15 protein-coding genes are annotated in these 16,747 nt (G+C 56.1%); 11 read left to right on the plus strand and 4 right to left on the minus strand.

What is annotated here, in order from left to right; genetic code table 11:
- Positions 1 to 73 precede the first annotated feature (73 nt).
- Genes FNT36_RS15060 through FNT36_RS15070 form a run of 3 tightly spaced genes read right to left on the minus strand, consistent with a single transcriptional unit; the run spans position 74 to position 2,917 of the window.
- On the minus strand, positions 74 to 823 hold the full coding sequence (locus FNT36_RS15060) for a hypothetical protein (protein ID WP_144849399.1): 750 nt from the start codon (positions 821 to 823) through the stop codon (positions 74 to 76).
- A gap of 33 nt (positions 824 to 856) precedes the next feature.
- The gene (locus tag FNT36_RS15065; protein ID WP_144849401.1) at positions 857 to 2,104 is read right to left on the minus strand and encodes an ABC transporter permease; all 1,248 of its coding nucleotides are present in this window, start codon (positions 2,102 to 2,104) and stop codon (positions 857 to 859) included.
- A 39-nt stretch (positions 2,105 to 2,143) separates the two neighbouring features.
- Positions 2,144 to 2,917 (minus strand): hypothetical protein, encoded by a 774-nt coding sequence (locus FNT36_RS15070; protein WP_144849403.1) that lies wholly within the window; start codon positions 2,915 to 2,917, stop codon positions 2,144 to 2,146.
- Between the two features lie 99 nt (positions 2,918 to 3,016).
- Between FNT36_RS15070 and FNT36_RS15075 the strand changes: the two genes are divergently transcribed.
- On the plus strand, positions 3,017 to 4,282 hold the full coding sequence (locus tag FNT36_RS15075) for an asparagine synthetase B (RefSeq protein WP_144849405.1): 1,266 nt from the start codon (positions 3,017 to 3,019) through the stop codon (positions 4,280 to 4,282).
- A gap of 183 nt (positions 4,283 to 4,465) precedes the next feature.
- Positions 4,466 to 6,298, plus strand: a complete 1,833-nt coding sequence (locus FNT36_RS15080; RefSeq protein ID WP_144849407.1) for a glycoside hydrolase family 2 protein — start codon at positions 4,466 to 4,468, stop codon at positions 6,296 to 6,298.
- Between the two features lie 277 nt (positions 6,299 to 6,575).
- On the opposite strand, the gene FNT36_RS15085 is transcribed toward FNT36_RS15080, so the two are convergent.
- Positions 6,576 to 7,169 (minus strand): hypothetical protein, encoded by a 594-nt coding sequence (locus FNT36_RS15085; RefSeq protein WP_144849409.1) that lies wholly within the window; start codon positions 7,167 to 7,169, stop codon positions 6,576 to 6,578.
- A gap of 272 nt (positions 7,170 to 7,441) precedes the next feature.
- Here FNT36_RS15085 and FNT36_RS15090 point away from each other — a divergent pair, with 272 nt between their 5' ends.
- The 9 genes from FNT36_RS15090 (at position 7,442) to FNT36_RS15130 (ending at position 16,739) form a co-directional block, all read left to right on the plus strand.
- Positions 7,442 to 8,548: an Mrp/NBP35 family ATP-binding protein gene (locus FNT36_RS15090; protein ID WP_144849411.1), complete on the plus strand. Its 1,107-nt coding sequence runs from the start codon at positions 7,442 to 7,444 to the stop codon at positions 8,546 to 8,548.
- A gap of 108 nt (positions 8,549 to 8,656) precedes the next feature.
- Complete coding sequence (locus FNT36_RS15095; RefSeq protein WP_144849414.1) at positions 8,657 to 8,884, plus strand: NifU family protein; 228 nt, start codon at positions 8,657 to 8,659, stop codon at positions 8,882 to 8,884.
- A 162-nt stretch (positions 8,885 to 9,046) separates the two neighbouring features.
- Positions 9,047 to 10,354 carry a fumarylacetoacetase gene (gene fahA / locus FNT36_RS15100; protein ID WP_144849416.1) on the plus strand — a complete coding sequence of 436 codons (1,308 nt, stop codon included), beginning with the start codon at positions 9,047 to 9,049 and terminating at the stop codon, positions 10,352 to 10,354.
- A gap of 98 nt (positions 10,355 to 10,452) precedes the next feature.
- On the plus strand, positions 10,453 to 10,662 hold the full coding sequence (locus FNT36_RS15105; RefSeq protein WP_144849418.1) for a heavy-metal-associated domain-containing protein: 210 nt from the start codon (positions 10,453 to 10,455) through the stop codon (positions 10,660 to 10,662).
- 495 nt (positions 10,663 to 11,157) lie between these two features.
- Entirely contained in the window at positions 11,158 to 12,042 is an 885-nt protein-coding gene (locus tag FNT36_RS15110; protein ID WP_144849421.1) for a sugar phosphate isomerase/epimerase family protein, read from the plus strand.
- A gap of 77 nt (positions 12,043 to 12,119) precedes the next feature.
- On the plus strand, positions 12,120 to 13,799 hold the full coding sequence (locus tag FNT36_RS15115) for a GMC oxidoreductase (protein ID WP_144849423.1): 1,680 nt from the start codon (positions 12,120 to 12,122) through the stop codon (positions 13,797 to 13,799).
- 21 nt (positions 13,800 to 13,820) lie between these two features.
- Positions 13,821 to 14,438 carry a gluconate 2-dehydrogenase subunit 3 family protein gene (locus tag FNT36_RS15120; RefSeq protein ID WP_233635947.1) on the plus strand — a complete coding sequence of 206 codons (618 nt, stop codon included), beginning with the start codon at positions 13,821 to 13,823 and terminating at the stop codon, positions 14,436 to 14,438.
- A 75-nt stretch (positions 14,439 to 14,513) separates the two neighbouring features.
- Entirely contained in the window at positions 14,514 to 15,677 is a 1,164-nt protein-coding gene (locus FNT36_RS15125; protein ID WP_233635948.1) for a Gfo/Idh/MocA family protein, read from the plus strand.
- Positions 15,678 to 15,686: 9 nt separating this feature from the next.
- The gene (locus FNT36_RS15130; protein ID WP_144849425.1) at positions 15,687 to 16,739 is read left to right on the plus strand and encodes a sugar phosphate isomerase/epimerase family protein; all 1,053 of its coding nucleotides are present in this window, start codon (positions 15,687 to 15,689) and stop codon (positions 16,737 to 16,739) included.
- Positions 16,740 to 16,747: the final 8 nt, after the last annotated feature.

The following is a 16,747-nucleotide window of genomic DNA, read 5'->3' on the forward strand; positions in this document are numbered from 1 at the left end:
ACGATGAAACGTGCTTGATTAGCTAATCTCATTCTGAGATTTTCAGCGCCCAGAATTCTAATGATAACTTCTTTCAGCGATTCGAGCGCATAAGGTCTAACATCTGTTGCATGAGTTGCTGTTGCTCGAGCAGGTGCTGGTTGCGCTGCTCGGCCAGCGCCAACTGGTGCTGTAAATACTGAGCGTGCAGGGCTGCAGTAAGTGTAGCGGCATCGAGCGAAGCAGTAGGCGCGGGCATTTCCGGTTGAGGCACGGACGCAGCGGCACCTAGGGCTGAGGCGGTCGGTTGGCCTGGAGCGCTCAGTATGTCTGAGGGAGGCTGTACCACCGGGGCAGCAGGCAGTGATGGCATTTCAGGAAGCGGCGGACGCGCTGCCGACACTGCAAAAAGCGGTGCCGGAAAGTTTGGCACAGCAGTAGAATTGGGCGTAGCTGAGGGCTTCGCCACTGGGCTTGTCGCTACTGCCTCAGAAGCAACATCTTTAGAAACGTCTGCGGCATCATCTAGCAGCATAGGCTCTTTGCCTAGCAACAACCAATCCTTAGATACATTTGGGTACACCTCAAAAACCTTACACATAAGGTCAAAACCGGGCTTATTACGTTCATCAACCAAATGTTGAATGACGGTAGCTGTTTTATCGAGCGACATCGCAAAGGCATTTTTGCTCATACCTAGCTGCTGTATAAGCTGCGAGAAGCGCTGCCCGACGGAAGTATCTGCCATTACACCAAATGTCATTTTATACAAATGTAAAGAGGCTAGCCGAATATCAATTCTAGCTAGCCTCTTTCCGTTATTTTGCGTGAACGAGCGTGTCAATGCAGTTCAACAGATACGCCAAAAATTTGTCGTCTACTCATAACGTAGGCTTTCAATAGGGTCGAGCGCCGCTGCCTTGCCCGCCGGATAGGAGCCTGCAATCAGCCCTACCGACACACAAATGGCCAGCCCCACGCCGACCCACAGCCACGGCACCAAAAATGATGAGCTGCCCACGAGCAGCGCTACACCATTGCCCATGGCAATGCCGAGCAGAATACCCAGCGAGCCCCCGAGCACGCAGATAACAATAGCTTCGAGCAAGAACTGCTGGCGCACCTGGCGCGAGGTAGCCCCTAGGGCCTTGCGAATTCCAATTTCGCGGGTGCGCTCCGTCACCGATACCAGCATGATATTCATGAGCGCGATACTGGCCCCGAGCAGCGTAATAAAGGCCACCAGCCCGCCGCCCATTTGCATTTTGCCAGCTAGCTCGTCGAGGGTCTTAGAGGCCGAGTCGGAGCTTTCGACCTCAAAGGAATCTTCCTGCCCTAGGCGGTCGTGGCGCACAGCGCGCATCACCCCGGTGGCTTGGTCTTGCAGGTAGTTCAGGCCTTGGGCATTGATGGTAGCAGTTTTTACGTCGTAGGTGAGGGCTGCTTGGCGGGGCAGTTGGTTGCCGGTTTCGAGGGGCACCAGCAGTAGGCGGTCGGCGCCGCCACCGCCCGCGTTGCTACCCTTTTTCTCAAACATTCCTACTATCTGAAACCGCCGACCTAGGGCGTAGAGATACTTGCCGACGGGGCTCTGGCTGGGAAACAACTTGTCCTTGATTTCTTCGCCGATGACGACCACGTTGGCCCCGGTTTGCAGTTCGGCGGGCGAGAAGGTGCGGCCCTGGGCCAGCGCGTAGCTCTGGATACGCAGGTAGTTTTCGTCGCCGGCGATTACTTCCATGTTGGGATTGGTTTTCTCGCCGTTGGCCTTGGCCTCGGTGGCCCCGCTGATGCGAGCCGACACGCCTACAATGGCCGCGGGCTCGCGCTGGCTCAGTTCCTTTTTGTAGAGGCTAGCTTGCAGGTACGTGATGGCCGGGTACTGCTTGCCCTGCACGCCGCCGCGGCGCGAGCGGTTGGTGTAGCCTTTAGCCTTCATCTCAAAGGCATTGGCCCCAAGGCTGGCAAACGTGTCACCTAGGGAGTGGCGCATGGCGTCGATGGCCGTGAGGATGCCCACCAAGGCCATCAGCCCGATGCTGACAATGAGGGCGGTAAGCACCGTGCGCAGCAAATTGCTGGTAATGGAGCGCAGGGCTTCGCGGATATTTTCGAGGAAACTCATAAAGTTGTAGCAGCGCTGGAAATAACGCAGCCGGTTTCGTTAGTTTTTACTAAACCATTTATTCCAAGCGCCTTGCTGTGGCTGCTTGGCACGCAATTCCCACATGCCGAATGGGTTCTTGAAATCGGGATGGTCTGCATAAGGCTGCGGCGTAACCTCAGCCAAGTGATAAATAGGCGCCTCGGCCGCCAGGCTAAATGTATGCCCCACAGCCAGCTCGGGGTGCTCCGTCACAGCGAAATAAGTAAATTCTCGCAGCACCTGAATCGCGTCGGCGGTAGGCAGATTACGCACCAATGCATCTTTGAGCCCTAGGTTGTGCATACCACACGTAAAGCAGGCACCATCTGCCGCCTTGATAGCAACTGCTACAAACAGCTCCCAAAGCGACTCATTCCCTTTAGAAGCTAGCAGTTCGTGCCATTTGGCCGCCTCAAATGCCTTGCCGGCCGTTTCGACTTTTACTGCTACTCCACCGGCGTCGAGCAGGGCAGCCGCGGCTTGTGCCACAGCGCGGGCGCCAGCAATGCTGACTGGCTGGTCGGGCCGCGTGAGCAGGTAGGCCACCGTGCGGTGGTTGGCCACGGCGGCCAGCGCTTCTTCGCTCATTGCCGAAAAAAGACCGGCTCGTTGAAAAGCAGTGGGCAATTCTGGGTCGGCGTCGTAGAACTCCAGTAAAAAATGCGTGTCGGCGGGAAAATGGGCTAGTATACTTCCAGCAAACAAGTACTCACCTTTGCGAGCCTGCACCAATGCGGTAATAAGCTCAGTTTGGTTAGCCCAAGGTCCAGGAATACACAGTATCGTTTGCATAACGGCGGAAGGATTGGTTCATCTATGCCAGCCGGCCCGTACCTTGAACTACGGGAGCGGCGGGCTCGTTTGCCCAGCTGGTCTTTTGCCCTCAAAAGTATGTTTCTAACACGTCTTGCTTTGCTGCTGGCGCTGCTGGCCCCTACCCTACCAGCGTTTGCCAACCATATTTTTATCCCGATGGACAATACCCAGAAGGAGCATCTCAAGGCTTATGGCCTGTGCTATTGGGCATTGAGCAAGCAGATAGAAGTGGATTGGCTGCTTAATTATAAGGGTGGCGCGTTTGCGATGGAGGCGCAGCCAGCCGTAGAAAGTGAGCTCGTGGTGCGCGGCATTTCCTTTCAAACCATTTCGGAGGCGCAGTACACTAGCATCTTGTCCGAGATAGCTGACCCCAACGCCAACATGGATGTAATGAAGCTGGAGAAGGTGCCCAAAATAGCGGTGTACACGCCTAAGGGAAAGCAGCCCTGGGACGACGCCGTGACGATGGTGCTCACTTACGCCGAAATTCCCTACGACAAGATTTATGACGATGAGGTGCTGAGCGGCGTGCTACCCAAGTACGATTGGCTGCACCTGCACCACGAAGACTTTACGGGCGAGTACGGCAAGTTTTACCAGACCTATCGCTACGCCCCCTGGTACCAGCAGCAGCAGCGCGAGGCCGAGGCTGCCGCCAAGCGCAACGGCTTTGGCAAGGTGAGCCAGATGAAAGCCACTGAAGCCGTGAAGATGCAAGAATTTATTGCGGGTGGCGGCTTCATGTTTGCCATGTGCTCGGCCACCGACTCCTATGATATCGCGCTGGCCGGCCTAGGGGTCGATATGGTCGAAAGCATGTACGACGGCGACCCTGCCGACCCCGCTGCCCAAAGCAAGCTTAACTTCAACCGCACGCTGGCTTTTCAGAATTTTCAGCTGTACATGAACCCGATGCAGTACGAGTACTCCAACATCGACATGCAGCCATATGAGCGCGGACTATACGAGCAGAACGATTACTTCCAGCTCTTTACTTTCTCGGCCAAGTACGACCCAGTGCCGACCATGCTCACCCAAGACCACGAGAAGACTATTCACGGCTTCATGGGCCAGACCACGGCGTTTCGCAAGAGCCTAATTAAGCCCGATGTAGTGATAATGGGCGAAACCAAGCAAACCGGCGAGGTGCGCTACATGCACGGCTCATTGGGCAAGGGCACCTGGACTTTTTATGGCGGCCACGACCCCGAAGACTACCAACACATGGTGGGCGAAGAGCCCACCGACCTGGCCCTGCACCCTACTTCGCCCGGCTACCGGCTCATTTTAAACAACGTGCTGTTTCCGGCAGCGAAGAAGAAGAAACTGAAGACCTAGGCAGCTCTCTGAGTGGAGTCTTGCCTTGCATTTATCGACCCTGGCCACATCTGGCCGGGGTTTTGCATTTAATCCTCGCGAGCAGCGGCACCTAGGTTGCTGTATCATTCCGGTACCCATCGGCGTTACTACCTAGCGCTACTGCTCGTTTATACTCTTTCCGCTAGCTCCAATATTTTTTTCATGGACGACCTCACCCAATCCAATTACGGCCTGTCGGCGCCACCCGATATCGACTCCACGGCCGAAACCGACAACTCACTTCCGCGCGCTGTGCTGCGGCCAGGCACGCACTTTTTGCTCGACGGCACTTGGAAATTTGCGGTGGACCGCGACGACAGCGGCCTCATCGAAGAATGGGAACAGGGCTACGACTACCGCCACACTGCCCAATGGCCTGGCTCGATAGAAGAGCACATGGCCGCCGCCCACACCGAGGGCTCCGCGGCTTGGCAAGACAAAATAGTGGCCTGGTACGAGCGCGAGTTTCCGTTGCCCGAGGTATCGGCCGGCCAGAGCCAGACGCTGTTTCAACTCACCTTCGGGGCCTGCGGCTACGAAACCCGCGTGTGGCTGAATGGGCGCCTACTCACTACTATCGAGGGCGAGTCGGTGCACTTTGGCGAGTACACCTCCTTTACCTACGAGCTTCCCGAAGACACGCTGCACCTTGTCAATCGCCTCACGGTGCGCATTGCCGACACCATGGACGCCGAAACCACGCGTGGCAAGCAGGAGTCGCACGTGTACAAGCGCGGTGGCATTTGGTACCAGACCTATACCGGGGCTGTGCGCTCGGTGTGGCTCGAAACGGTAGAGCGCAACCGCCTGCGCTCGCGGGTGGGCGTAGTGAGCACCATTGAGGACAACCTAGTGCGCTTCAACCTGACACTGCGCATCCACGACGCGGCCGACTACGTGGTGCGCCTGCAAGTATTCGAGCCCGATGCCGCGCTAGGCGAGGCGCCCTTAGCCGCGTCCGACTTTCCGATGCAGCTGGCCGCCGGGCAGCACCAGCAGCGCTTTTCGATGGAGGTACCCGGCGCCGAGGTATGGTGCCCCGAAAACCCGCACCGCTACCGCCTAGTAGCCCAACTTATCGACAATACCGGCTACGTGGCCCAGATTGAGGCGCTCTTCGGCCTGCGCAAAATAGAAGCGCGGGGCCGCAAGGTGTACCTCAACAACGAGCCGATTTACCTCGACGGCATCTTGTACCAGCCCGGCACGGCCACCTTTGCCGAGATGCAGCGCCATATGCACGCCATGAAGGAGCTAGGTTGCAACCTAGTGCGGGTGCACATCGCTGGTATTGACCCCCGCATCTATAACCTAGCCGACGAGCTTGGGCTGCTCCTGTGGGTAGAAGTGCCCAGCCCGCATAGCAGCACGCCCCGCAGCCGCGAAAACCACCGCGCCGAGCTACTACGCATGCTGAGCTTGATGGAAACGCACCCCAGCATTATTATCTGGAGCCTATACAATGAGGATTGGGGCGCCCAGGATATTGCCACCAACCCGGCCACCCAACGCTACATCGTGCAGATGTACAATTTTATGCAATTGGCGCACCCGCAGTTTCTTGTGATTGATAATGATGGCTGGCACCACATTTCGTATCAGGGCTCGCTTAAGTCAGACCTGCTCACGGCCCACCTTTACACGCCTGACCTAGGGCGCTGGCGTGAGCTGCTCGACCGCCTCATTCATGGTGAGATGGAAGGCACCGCTGCCTTCCCGCTGGTGGTAGGCGACCCGTATTTCTACCGCGGCCAGCGCCCACTGCTAGTAAGCGAGTGGGGCGGCTTCGGCTTCAGCGACTACGGCGGCCCCGCCGATGCGGAGGCCCGCACCAACAGCATCCGCGCCTTCAAACAAGAGCTGCGCAAGCGCCCCATCGCAGGCGACGTGTACACCCAGGCCACCAATATTGAAGATGAGCGCAACGGTCTCATCGGCTTCCACTCGGGCCAGCTCGACGTGCCCGCTGGATTGCTGCACTCGGACCCGGCATAGTTCGGGGTAAGAGTGAAAATAAAAAAACCGTGGTAGAGCCACGGTTTTTTTATTACAATAATTAACGAATTATAGATTAATGATATGGTAGCATTGATTACTCATTCTGTCCAAAACCTCTGTCGTTTGAAAATAGAGCAGAATTTTTCTAAAAGTCCACATCTATTTAGCTAACCAAAACAGAGAATGAGTAATATAATGTCGGAATGATAGTTGTCACCTCGCTGTGGCAATAAACCTATGTTGCCTATAGCTTACTCTGTAAGTATCTTACAAATTAGTCATGATTCTTATAAAGGTCGAATTTAATACCTTCTCTTGAGCCACTTTTTGAATGTAAACTTTGTTTAAGAAAAGTCCAGTTCCGTTGGCTTCCATCATCGAACTTAGCGTTTAATCTTGCATCGAAATGCCATTCATCGGTACCTCCCTTAACTTCCATAGCGGTAATTTCATATATACTGCCATTAAGCTCATCTTTTGTTGGATGCTCAGAAATGTTTAAATATATCGGCGGAGAATCAGTGTTATCATCATAATGGTCATCTTTTCTATCCGCGCTGCAACAAAAAATCTCACCAACAACGTGACCATTTAATCTCACTGTACTACCTATTTGTGTAGTCCAATCTTTATCGTTATCAGTTGTGTGAAAAGTTGCTGTAAGGCTGACAAGTTTTTGCGAAGCCTTTAAGCTTTTGTTAAGGTGTTCGGTGCTCCTAGTTGTAGAATCGGATAATTGAGGTGTTTGCACGGCACCAACCATGCTTGTGTCTGATTTAGTATTTATCGAGGTGTTATTGGAGGTATTGGCATTTGTATCTGTTGTGCCATTGCAAGATGCTAGTGAGACAGCTAGACAAACTGTCAAACTCGAGATTAAAAAATGTTTACAGCTCATTTCGGTAGGTCTTAATCAAGATTTCTAAGTTTCGTCATAACCACTTCGCATGCAGGCAGCTTTTAGTCAATAGCACTTAACCTTGCAGTCTAGGGCCAAATGCTTAGCATGTGCGTGCTGATGCAACAAATATATAACAATATATTTATTTACTTAATAGCTCAGTAGCTCTATTTGAAACCCCTACCCCGCTGCACGGGTTATCTTTGCACCTTGCGCCCTAGGTGGTGCATTTGCCTTGTATGCCCGAACTAACGATAGAAGCCGTCCGCCACGCCCTGAGCTTCGTGGAAGAGCCCGACCTAGGGCAGGACTTGATTACGCTCAACATGGTGGAAGACATCAAGGTAGAAGGCCATACAGTGTCCTTTACCGTAGTGCTCACCACCCCGGCCTGCCCCCTCAAGCAGCTCATCCACGATGCCTGCGAGCGGGCTGTGCACACCATGGTGGATAAAGACGCCAACGTGGTGATTCAAATGACTTCGCGCGTGACCACCATGCGCAATAACAACACCATCTTGCCCGGCGTGAAGAACATTATCGCCATTGCCTCGGGTAAGGGCGGCGTGGGCAAAAGCACCGTAACGGCCAACCTGGCCGTGGCGCTAGCTGCCAGCGGCGCCAAAGTCGGGCTGATTGACGCCGACATCTCGGGGCCGAGCATGCCCACGATGTTTGGCGTGGAGGATGCCCGGCCGCACGTGTTTCAGGACCAGCAGGGCAAAAACCGGATTCAGCCGGTGGTGCAGTACGGCGTGAAGCTGATGAGCATCGGCTTCTTGGCCCCCAGCGAAAACGCTATTGTATGGCGCGGGCCCATGGCCTCGTCGGCACTTAAGCAGTTTATCACGGAAGTAGACTGGGGCGACCTTGACTACCTATTGCTCGACCTGCCGCCCGGCACGTCCGACATTCATCTCACCATGGTGCAGACCGTGCCCGTGACCGGCGCCATCATCGTGACCACACCACAGCCCGTGGCGCTCATGGATGCGCAAAAGGGCTTGCAGATGTTCCGCCAGCCGCAAATCAACGTACCAGTGCTAGGCATTATCGAGAATATGGCGTGGTTTACGCCCGCCGAACTACCTAGCAACAAGTACTATATCTTTGGCGAAGGCGGCGGCCAGCGCCTGGCCGACAAGCACCAAGTGCCGCTCATTGGGCAGCTACCGCTGGTGCAGGCCGTGCGCGAAGCCGGTGACCAAGGCCGCCCGGCCGTGCTCGCCGATGTAACTTCGCCGGAAGCTGCCACGTTCCGAGAGCTAGCTGAGAACTTGGCTCGCCAGGTCAGCATTCGCAACAACGTAGCTCCTAAGACGACTGTCGTTACAATGAATACCTAGGTGAGGGGCGCTGAACGATGAAATTGTCGTCTTTGCACGAAATCATCCCAGCGTGTTGTTCTCCATCCACCTATTCATTGCCCATTGTTAATTGCTAATTGCCCAATTATGGATTCTGTTCTGTCCCGCGTCGAGCAAGCCCTAGATGGCTTGCGCCCTTACCTAGCCACCGACGGCGGCAACGTGCGCGTGGCCGAGATTACCCCCGAAGGCGTACTGAAGCTGGAGTGGGAAGGCGCCTGTGGGGCCTGCCCCATGTCGCCCATGACCCGCGCTGGCCTCGAAGACACGGTGCGCCGGGCCGTACCCGAGATTACGGCCGTCGAGGCTCGCTAACAGGTTAGACTAGTTAGGCTGATTTACGTTACGTCTGTCAGGCTGAGCTTGCAAAGCAACTTTCTGCGCTAGGAATGCCCTTCCGGCCAGAAAAACCTGCTTTGCAAGCTCAGCCTGACAGACGTTTTTTTGCGGCTATCAGCGGCCGCTTTTATTTCTTTTATGCCTGCTTCGCCCGCCAACGACCCCAGCCTGCATTCCTGGATTGACATCCGGCCCACCGATGACTTTCCAATTCAAAACCTACCCTTTGGGGTAATAGATGTGCCCGACTGGGGCCCGCGCCTCGCAGTGGCCATCGGCGGCTATGCCCTCGATTTATACGCCTGCGCCCAGCTTGGCTACTTCGACAGTGTGGCCGAGGATGTACCGGAGCTAGGGGCCGTGCTACCCAAGGTATTTCGGCGGCGCTCGCTCAATGCTTTTTTGAAGCTTGGGCCAGCGGCGTGGCGGGCCGTGCGCGAGCGCGTAAGCGAACTGCTACGCCACGACAACCCCACTCTGCGTGACAACGAACTGGCTATGCGCACCTGCCTACTGCGCCAGCGCGACGTAGCCATGTTGCGCCCCGTAAAGCCCACCAATGTTACCTGTTTTGAGGCTAGCCGCACTCATGCCCTCAATGTCGCTCAGCTCTTAGGCGGTGCCAACTCCCTAGGTGCCAACTGGCACCACCAGCCCTTTGCATACAGTGGCCGCGCTAGTTCTATAGTGGTAAGTGATACTGATATCCGGCGGCCCAGCGGCCTGCACGTACCAGCAGGCCAAACCGAGCCAGCTTTTGGCCCTACTCAGCAGCTGGATTTTGAACTGGAAACCGCTTTTGTGGTAGGGCAATCTACTACGCTAGGCACTGCGGTGCCCGTGGCACAGGCCGAAAGCCACATTTTTGGTGTTCTGCTACTTAATGACTGGCGAGCGCGTGACTTGCAGCGATGGCTAGCGCAGGCCCTAGGTTCGCCGGTCGATAAGGATTTTATCAGCAGCGTATCGCCTTGGGTTGTGACGCTTGATGCATTGGAGCCTTTCCGGGTCACTGGCCCGGCGCAAGAGCCCGAGCCTCTTCCCTACTTGCAGGTCTCGGGCGAACAGCACTTCGACCTTCACCTCGAAATGCTTTTCAAACCAGCTGGCTCTACCGTGGCACCGCTGGTGCTGAGCCATACCAATACCAGCACCAACTACTGGAGCATGGCTCAGCAACTCACGCAACTTACGGCCAATGGCACTGCACTAGAAGCTGGCGACCTTTGCGCCTCGGGCGCCAGCAGTGGGCTCACCTCTGGCGCGCTGGGCAGCTTAGCGGAGCTCACCCAAGGTGGCACACAGCCCCTCAGCCTCCCAAACGACCTACACCTAAGCTACTTGCGCGATGGCGATACGGTTATTTTGCGCGGCTATGCCGAAAAAAACGGGCTGCGTATTGGGCTGGGCGAAGTGCATGGCACAGTACTACCCGCTACTACCTAGGGCAATTCCTGTAGGCCGTTTAGCACAAAATAGCGGGGTTACGTGTTTCAGGGATGTTGACTTTTTAATTAGTAGAAGTCAGCTAACCCTGCTTTCCTATGGCTACCCAACGTTTCAAAACCACTATTAACTGCGCCAACTGCCTGCGCGCCATCACGCCCACGCTCAATGCTGAACCCGCTATTACGGCTTGGCAGGTGGACACAACCAACCCCGACAAGCTTTTGACCGTGACCACTGACCTACCCGCTGCTCAAGTGGTGGCCTTGGTAGAGGAAGCCGGCTTCGAGGCCCAACCTCTCGCCTAGGCTACCTAGGAAGCTACTTATAGTTTATGCACCCCGCTGGCTGAAGTGTTGCCGCACCCTACCCCAAGTAGCGGTGCGACAACACTTCAGCTTATTTTTTATAGCTATCCTGGTCTACGCCCCCTATGCGAAAGAAGTATTCCATCATTTTTTAAAACAAATTTTCTTTTAGTAACAGCTTTACGGGTCATTAATTAATATCGCAAACGATTTCGGCTGCCCCCAACCAATATAAATCTTTGTCTATCAGTAAAATAATTACTTTGTTTGTAACCTCACCTCTATTAGTAGTCACATGCTGAGCTAATAATCCCAAAAATCAGGTAGCAGCTACTGTGCATAAGATTGTTGCCTGAGCCCTACATTTAGCGTGCTTATCCGGCAGTTATATCAAACCGAAGAGGAAATACACAGTGAGTAAAACCTTGCTGGCGCTCCTCATAGGCTACTTGCTGCCGCATTCGCACTACTCCTCTACCTAGCCCACCCCCTACCATGACTACTCGACGTGCGTTCGTCAAGTCAGCTGCGCTGCTTTCAGCTGGCGTGCTTGCCAGCCCCGCCCTCTTCGCGGCCCCCAAGCAGTACATTGGCTTGCAGCTGTATACCGTGCGCGAAGCGATGCAGCAGGACCCTGCGGGCACCCTAGCCAAGGTGGCCCAACTAGGCTACAATTCGGTGGAAGGCGCCTCCTATACGGGCACGCAGAAGTTTTATGGTATGGAGCCAGCGGCTTTTGCGAAGGTTTTGCAGCAAAACGGCCTTATCATGCCCAGCAGCCACTATATACTGGGTGAGGCGCAGTACAATGGGCAGCCTATTCAGGGTACCATCCTGCACGGCTGGGACAAGGCCGTGGACGACGCGGCTCAGCTAGGGGTAAAGTATATGGTTTGTGCCTACCTCATGGACAGCGAGCGTGGCAACCTAGACCATTACAAGCAAATTGCCGAGTATCTAAACAAAGCCGGTGAGCGCTGCAAACAGGCGGGCATGCAACTCTGCTACCACAACCACGACTTTGAATTTCAAGCTCAGGACGGCAAAATGCCCTATGACCTGCTGCTGAGCTTGACCGACAAAAACTTGTTGAAGATGGAGCTAGACCTATATTGGGCCACCAAAGCAGGTCAAGACCCAATAGCCTTATTTAAAAAGCACCCTGGTCGCTTCCCCCTCTGGCATGTGAAAGACATGGATAAGACCGCGGCGCGGAACTTCACAGAAGTAGGCAACGGTTCGATTGATTTCAAGCGCATCTTTGCCCAGGCTCCACTGGCCGGCATGCAGTACTTCTTTGTAGAGCAGGACCAAACACCTGGCTCGCCCTTCGACAGCATCAAGCAAAGCGTTACATACATCAAACGTGCACTAGTGTAATTATATGCACAGTGCTTAAAGGTTTAAGCATTCTTCATTGTCTACTAATTACTCATCTATTCTCACCCAATTTTTCAATGGAAAAGTACACCTATGACGCCATCGTCATTGGCTCTGGCATCTCGGGCGGCATGGCTGCCAAAGAGCTGACCGAGAAGGGCTTGAAAACCATCATGCTGGAGCGGGGCCGTAACATAGAGCACATCAAGGACTATGTGAACGCCAACAAAGCACCGTGGGAATTTCCCCACCGCGGCGGCAAGACGCAGCAGATGATGGAAGACTATCCGGTACTGAAGCGCGACTACACTCTTAACGAGACGAACCTCAGCTACTGGGTAAATGAAAAGGAAAGCCCCTACGTGGAAGTAAAGCCCTTCGACTGGTTTCGGGGCTACCACGTGGGCGGCCGCTCACTGATGTGGGGCCGCCAAAGCTACCGCCTCAGCGACCTCGACTTTGAGGCCAACTTGAAGGACGGCGTAGCAGTAGACTGGCCTATTCGCTACAAGGAAATGGCACCCTGGTACAGCCACGCCGAAAAGTTTGCGGGCATTAGCGGTAACCGCGACGGCATTCCGCACCTGCCCGACGGCGACTACATGCCGGCCATGGAAATGAACGTGGTGGAAAAGGATGTGGCCGCCCGCATCAAGAAACACTATAAGGAGCAGCGCCACATGATTATTGGCCGCACGGCCAACATCACCAAGCCTCACCACAACCGCGTAAACTGCCAGTACCGCAACAAGTGCTGGCTAGGGTGCCCATTTGGCGCTTATTTCAGCACGCAGTCGGCCACGCTGCCCGCAGCTATGGCTACCGGCAACCTCACGCTGCGGCCGTTCTCCATCGTTACTAAGATTATCTACGACAAGGACACCAAGCGGGCCAAGGGCGTAGAGATTCTGGACGCTGAAACCAACAAGACCTACGAGTACTTCGCTAAAGTTATCTTCCTGAACGCCTCGGCCCTCAACTCGGCTTGGGTACTCATGAACTCGGCTACCGACGTGTGGCCCGGCGGCCTAGGTAGCAGCAGCGGTGAACTGGGCCACAACGTGATGGACCACCACTTCCGGGCTGGTGCCAGCGGCGAAATGCCTGGCTATGAAGACAAATATGTGTATGGCCGCCGCGCCAACGGTATCTACATCCCTCGCTTCCGCAACATCGGCGGCGACAAACGCGACTACATCCGGGGCTTTGGCTACCAAGGTAGCGCTGGGCGCCAGGGCTGGAGCCGCGACATCGCCGAAATGAGCATTGGCGGCGACCTCAAGGACGCCCTCAGTGAACCAGGCGGCTGGACCATGGGCATCACGGGCTTTGGTGAAACCCTCCCCTACCACGACAACCGCATCTTCTTGGACAAAGACAAGAAGGATAAGTGGGGCCTGCCGGTGCTGGCAATGGACGCTACCATCCGCGACAACGAGTTGAAAATGCGCATCGACATGATGGCCGATGCCAAGGAAATGCTCGAAGCCGCTGGCCTGCAAAACGTGAAGACCTACAATAACCCCTACTCGATGGGTGGTGGCATTCACGAAATGGGAACTGCTCGCATGGGCCGCGACCCCAAAACGTCGGTACTGAACGCGCACAACCAGGTGTGGGACGCGCCCAACGTGTACGTGACCGATGGCGCCGCCATGACTTCGGCTGGCTGCCAAAACCCCTCGCTCACCTACCTGGCCCTCACGGCGCGCGCCGTAGACCACGCCGTGGGCGAACTGAAAAAGCAAAACGTTTAATTTCCCTCAAGTTACTTAGCCATGATGAACCGAAGAGATGCCCTAGCCCGGGTAGCCCTGCTGATGGGCGGCGCCGTAATTGGGGGCGATTATTTCCTGACCGGGTGCAGCCCTGCCAGCTCCGACAAGCAAGGGGGCGACATGAAGGACCAGGCTACGGCCAATGCCAAGCCTAAGGATATCCTAACGCCCGAGCAAACTGCTTACCTCACCGAGGTGGCCGACACCATCTTGCCCGCCACCAAAACGCCGGGCGCCAAGGCGGCCAATGTGGGTTCGTTTATGGCCGTGATGGTGCGCGACTGCTACACGCCAGAAGACCAAAAAATCTTCATGGACGGCATGACCAAGCTGGAAGAAGCAAGCAAGAAGCAAAACAGCAAAGGCTTTTTGGAAAGCACCCCAGCCCAGCGCACCGCCTTGCTCACGGCCCTGGATACAGAGCAGAAAAACTACGGCAAAACCAAAACGCCGGAGCAGCCTAACCACTACTTCCGGATGATGAAGGAGCTGACACTACTGGGCTTCTTCACGTCGGAGGTTGGTGCTACGCAAGTACTGCGCTACCTGCCGGTGCCGGGCAAATACGATGGCAACGTGCCCTACAAAAAAGGCGACCGCGCCTGGGCTACTACCTAAATCCTGAGCTGCTAGCTGCTGGCTGTTAGCTCCTAGCTTTCGGCCAAGCAGCTAGCAGCCAGTAGTTAACAGCGAATGGCTAATACAACAAAACTACGCCTAGGTATGATTGGCGGTGGGCAGGGCGCCTTTATCGGCGCAGTCCACCGCTTGGCGGCGGCCCTTGACGGGCAATACGAGCTAGTAGCCGGCGCCTTTAGTAGCAACCCCGATACCTCGCGTGCCACCGGGCAGCTGTTGGGCCTGGCCCCTGACCGCGTGTATGGCTCGTATGAGGACCTAATTGCGCAGGAAAAAGCGCGGCCCGAAGCCGAGCGGGTGCAGGTTATCAGCATCGTGACGCCCAACCACCTGCACTTTGCGCCGGCCAAGCTGGCGCTCGAAAGCGGTTTCGACGTGGTGCTCGATAAGCCCATGACCTTCTCGCTGGCCGAAGCCAAAGATTTGGCTGCCGTGGTGACTGCCACCGGCCGCCGCCTGTGCCTCACGCACACCTACACCGGCTACCCCATGGTAAAGGAGGCCCGCCAACTGGTGGCCCAGGGTACCCTAGGGCGCATTCGCAAGGTGTATGTAGAGTATCCGCAGGGCTGGCTCAGCAAGTTTGAGGAAGGTGGCGAAAACAAGCAAGCCTCCTGGCGTACTGACCCGACCAAGAGCGGCATATCAGGCGCCATGGGCGATATTGGCACCCACGCCTTCAACCTATTAGAGTATGTGAGTGGCCTGCGCGTGGAGAAACTCTGCGCTGACATCAATACAGTAGTCGAAGGCCGCCGCCTCGACGATGATGGCGCGGTACTGCTACGCCTCAGCGACGGCGCTAGTGGCGTGCTGGTAGCCACACAAGTAGCTGCTGGCGAAGAAAATAACGTTCGCATCCGCGTTTACGGCGAAAAAGGTGGCCTCGACTGGATGCAGGCCGATGCCAACACCTTGCTGGTGAAGTGGCTCGACCGGCCCACCGAAATTTGGCGCACGGGCGGCCCGTCGGTAGGCTCCTACGCTGCCCATAACACCCGCACGCCCGCCGGCCACCCCGAGGGCTACCTAGAGGCCTTCGCCAACCTCTACCGCAACTTTGCCCTTACCCTGCAAGCCGAGCAGGCCGGCCAGCCCGCCTCGCCCGAAGCCCTGGACTACCCCAGCATTGAGGAAGGCGTGCGCGGCATGGCTTTCATTGAAAATGTAATCGCCTCGGGCCGCTCCGACCAGAAGTGGACCGACTTCACCGTGTAGCCGCCCCGTATGAAGACTATTAAAGGACCCGCTATTTTTCTGGCCCAATTTATTGGGGACGAGGCGCCGTTCAACAGCCTAGAGAGCATTTGCGCCTGGGCCGCTGACCTAGGCTACAAGGGCGTGCAGCTGCCCACGCTCGACAGCCGCTTTATCGACCTCAAGCTAGCCGCCGAAAGCCAGACCTACGCCGACGAGCTGAAGGGCAAAGTGCAGGCTGCCGGCCTGGAAATCACCGAGCTCTCAACCCACCTGCAAGGCCAACTCGTAGCCGTGAACCCAGTGTATGACACGCTGTTCGATGGCTTTGCGCCCGAGGCGCTCCGGGGTAACCCGCATGCTCGGCAGCAGTGGGCCGTGCAGCAGCTAGAGTACGCGGCCAAGGCCTCGCGGCGACTGGGCCTCACGGCGCACGTCACGTTTAGCGGAGCGCTGCTGTGGCCCTACCTCTACCCCTGGCCCCAGCGCCCAGCCGGGCTGGTTGAGGAAGGCTTTGCCGAGCTAGGTCGCCGCTGGCAGCCTATTCTCGACAAGTTTGATGCGAACGGTATCGACCTCTGCTATGAGTTGCACGCCGGCGAAGACTTGCACGACGGTATCAGCTACGAGCGGTTTTTGACGGAGGTAAACGACCACCCGCGCGCCTGCCTGCTCTACGACCCCTCGCACTACGTGCTGCAATGCCTAGACTACCTAGAACACATTGACATTTACCACGAGCGCATCAAGATGTTCCACGTCAAGGATGCCGAGTTTAACCCTACGGGCCGGCAGGGCGTGTACGGCGGCTATGAATCGTGGCTCAACCGGGCCGGGCGCTTCCGCTCGCTGGGCGATGGGCAGGTCGATTTCAAGGCTATTTTCAGTAAGATGGCACAGTACGACTTCCCCGGCTGGGCCGTGCTGGAGTGGGAATGCGCCCTCAAAAACTCCGCCGACGGCGCTCGCGAAGGCGCCCAATTCATCAAAAACCACATCATCCACGTCACCGACCATGCCTTCGACGACTTCGTTGCTTCAGGCAGCACGGAGGCATCGAACCGCAAGCTCCTAGGTCTCTAATTCTCTCT

Source organism: Hymenobacter setariae, assembly GCF_007713685.1.
Lineage (GTDB): Bacteria > Bacteroidota > Bacteroidia > Cytophagales > Hymenobacteraceae > Hymenobacter > Hymenobacter setariae.

Excerpts from the sequence above, each read along its gene's own strand:
- FNT36_RS15065 (WP_144849401.1), bottom strand. The coding sequence starts at position 2,104 with ATGAGTTTCCTCGAAAATATCCGCGAAGCCCTGCGCTCCATTACCAGC.
- FNT36_RS15070 (WP_144849403.1), bottom strand. The coding sequence starts at position 2,917 with ATGCAAACGATACTGTGTATTCCTGGACCTTGGGCTAACCAAACTGAG.
- FNT36_RS15075 (WP_144849405.1), top strand. The coding sequence starts at position 3,017 with ATGTTTCTAACACGTCTTGCTTTGCTGCTGGCGCTGCTGGCCCCTACC.
- FNT36_RS15080 (WP_144849407.1), top strand. The coding sequence starts at position 4,466 with ATGGACGACCTCACCCAATCCAATTACGGCCTGTCGGCGCCACCCGAT.
- FNT36_RS15090 (WP_144849411.1), top strand. The coding sequence starts at position 7,442 with ATGCCCGAACTAACGATAGAAGCCGTCCGCCACGCCCTGAGCTTCGTG.
- FNT36_RS15095 (WP_144849414.1), top strand. The coding sequence starts at position 8,657 with ATGGATTCTGTTCTGTCCCGCGTCGAGCAAGCCCTAGATGGCTTGCGC.
- fahA (WP_144849416.1), top strand. The coding sequence starts at position 9,047 with ATGCCTGCTTCGCCCGCCAACGACCCCAGCCTGCATTCCTGGATTGAC.
- FNT36_RS15105 (WP_144849418.1), top strand. The coding sequence starts at position 10,453 with ATGGCTACCCAACGTTTCAAAACCACTATTAACTGCGCCAACTGCCTG.
- FNT36_RS15110 (WP_144849421.1), top strand. The coding sequence starts at position 11,158 with ATGACTACTCGACGTGCGTTCGTCAAGTCAGCTGCGCTGCTTTCAGCT.
- FNT36_RS15115 (WP_144849423.1), top strand. The coding sequence starts at position 12,120 with ATGGAAAAGTACACCTATGACGCCATCGTCATTGGCTCTGGCATCTCG.
- FNT36_RS15120 (WP_233635947.1), top strand. The coding sequence starts at position 13,821 with ATGATGAACCGAAGAGATGCCCTAGCCCGGGTAGCCCTGCTGATGGGC.
- FNT36_RS15125 (WP_233635948.1), top strand. The coding sequence starts at position 14,514 with ATGGCTAATACAACAAAACTACGCCTAGGTATGATTGGCGGTGGGCAG.
- FNT36_RS15130 (WP_144849425.1), top strand. The coding sequence starts at position 15,687 with ATGAAGACTATTAAAGGACCCGCTATTTTTCTGGCCCAATTTATTGGG.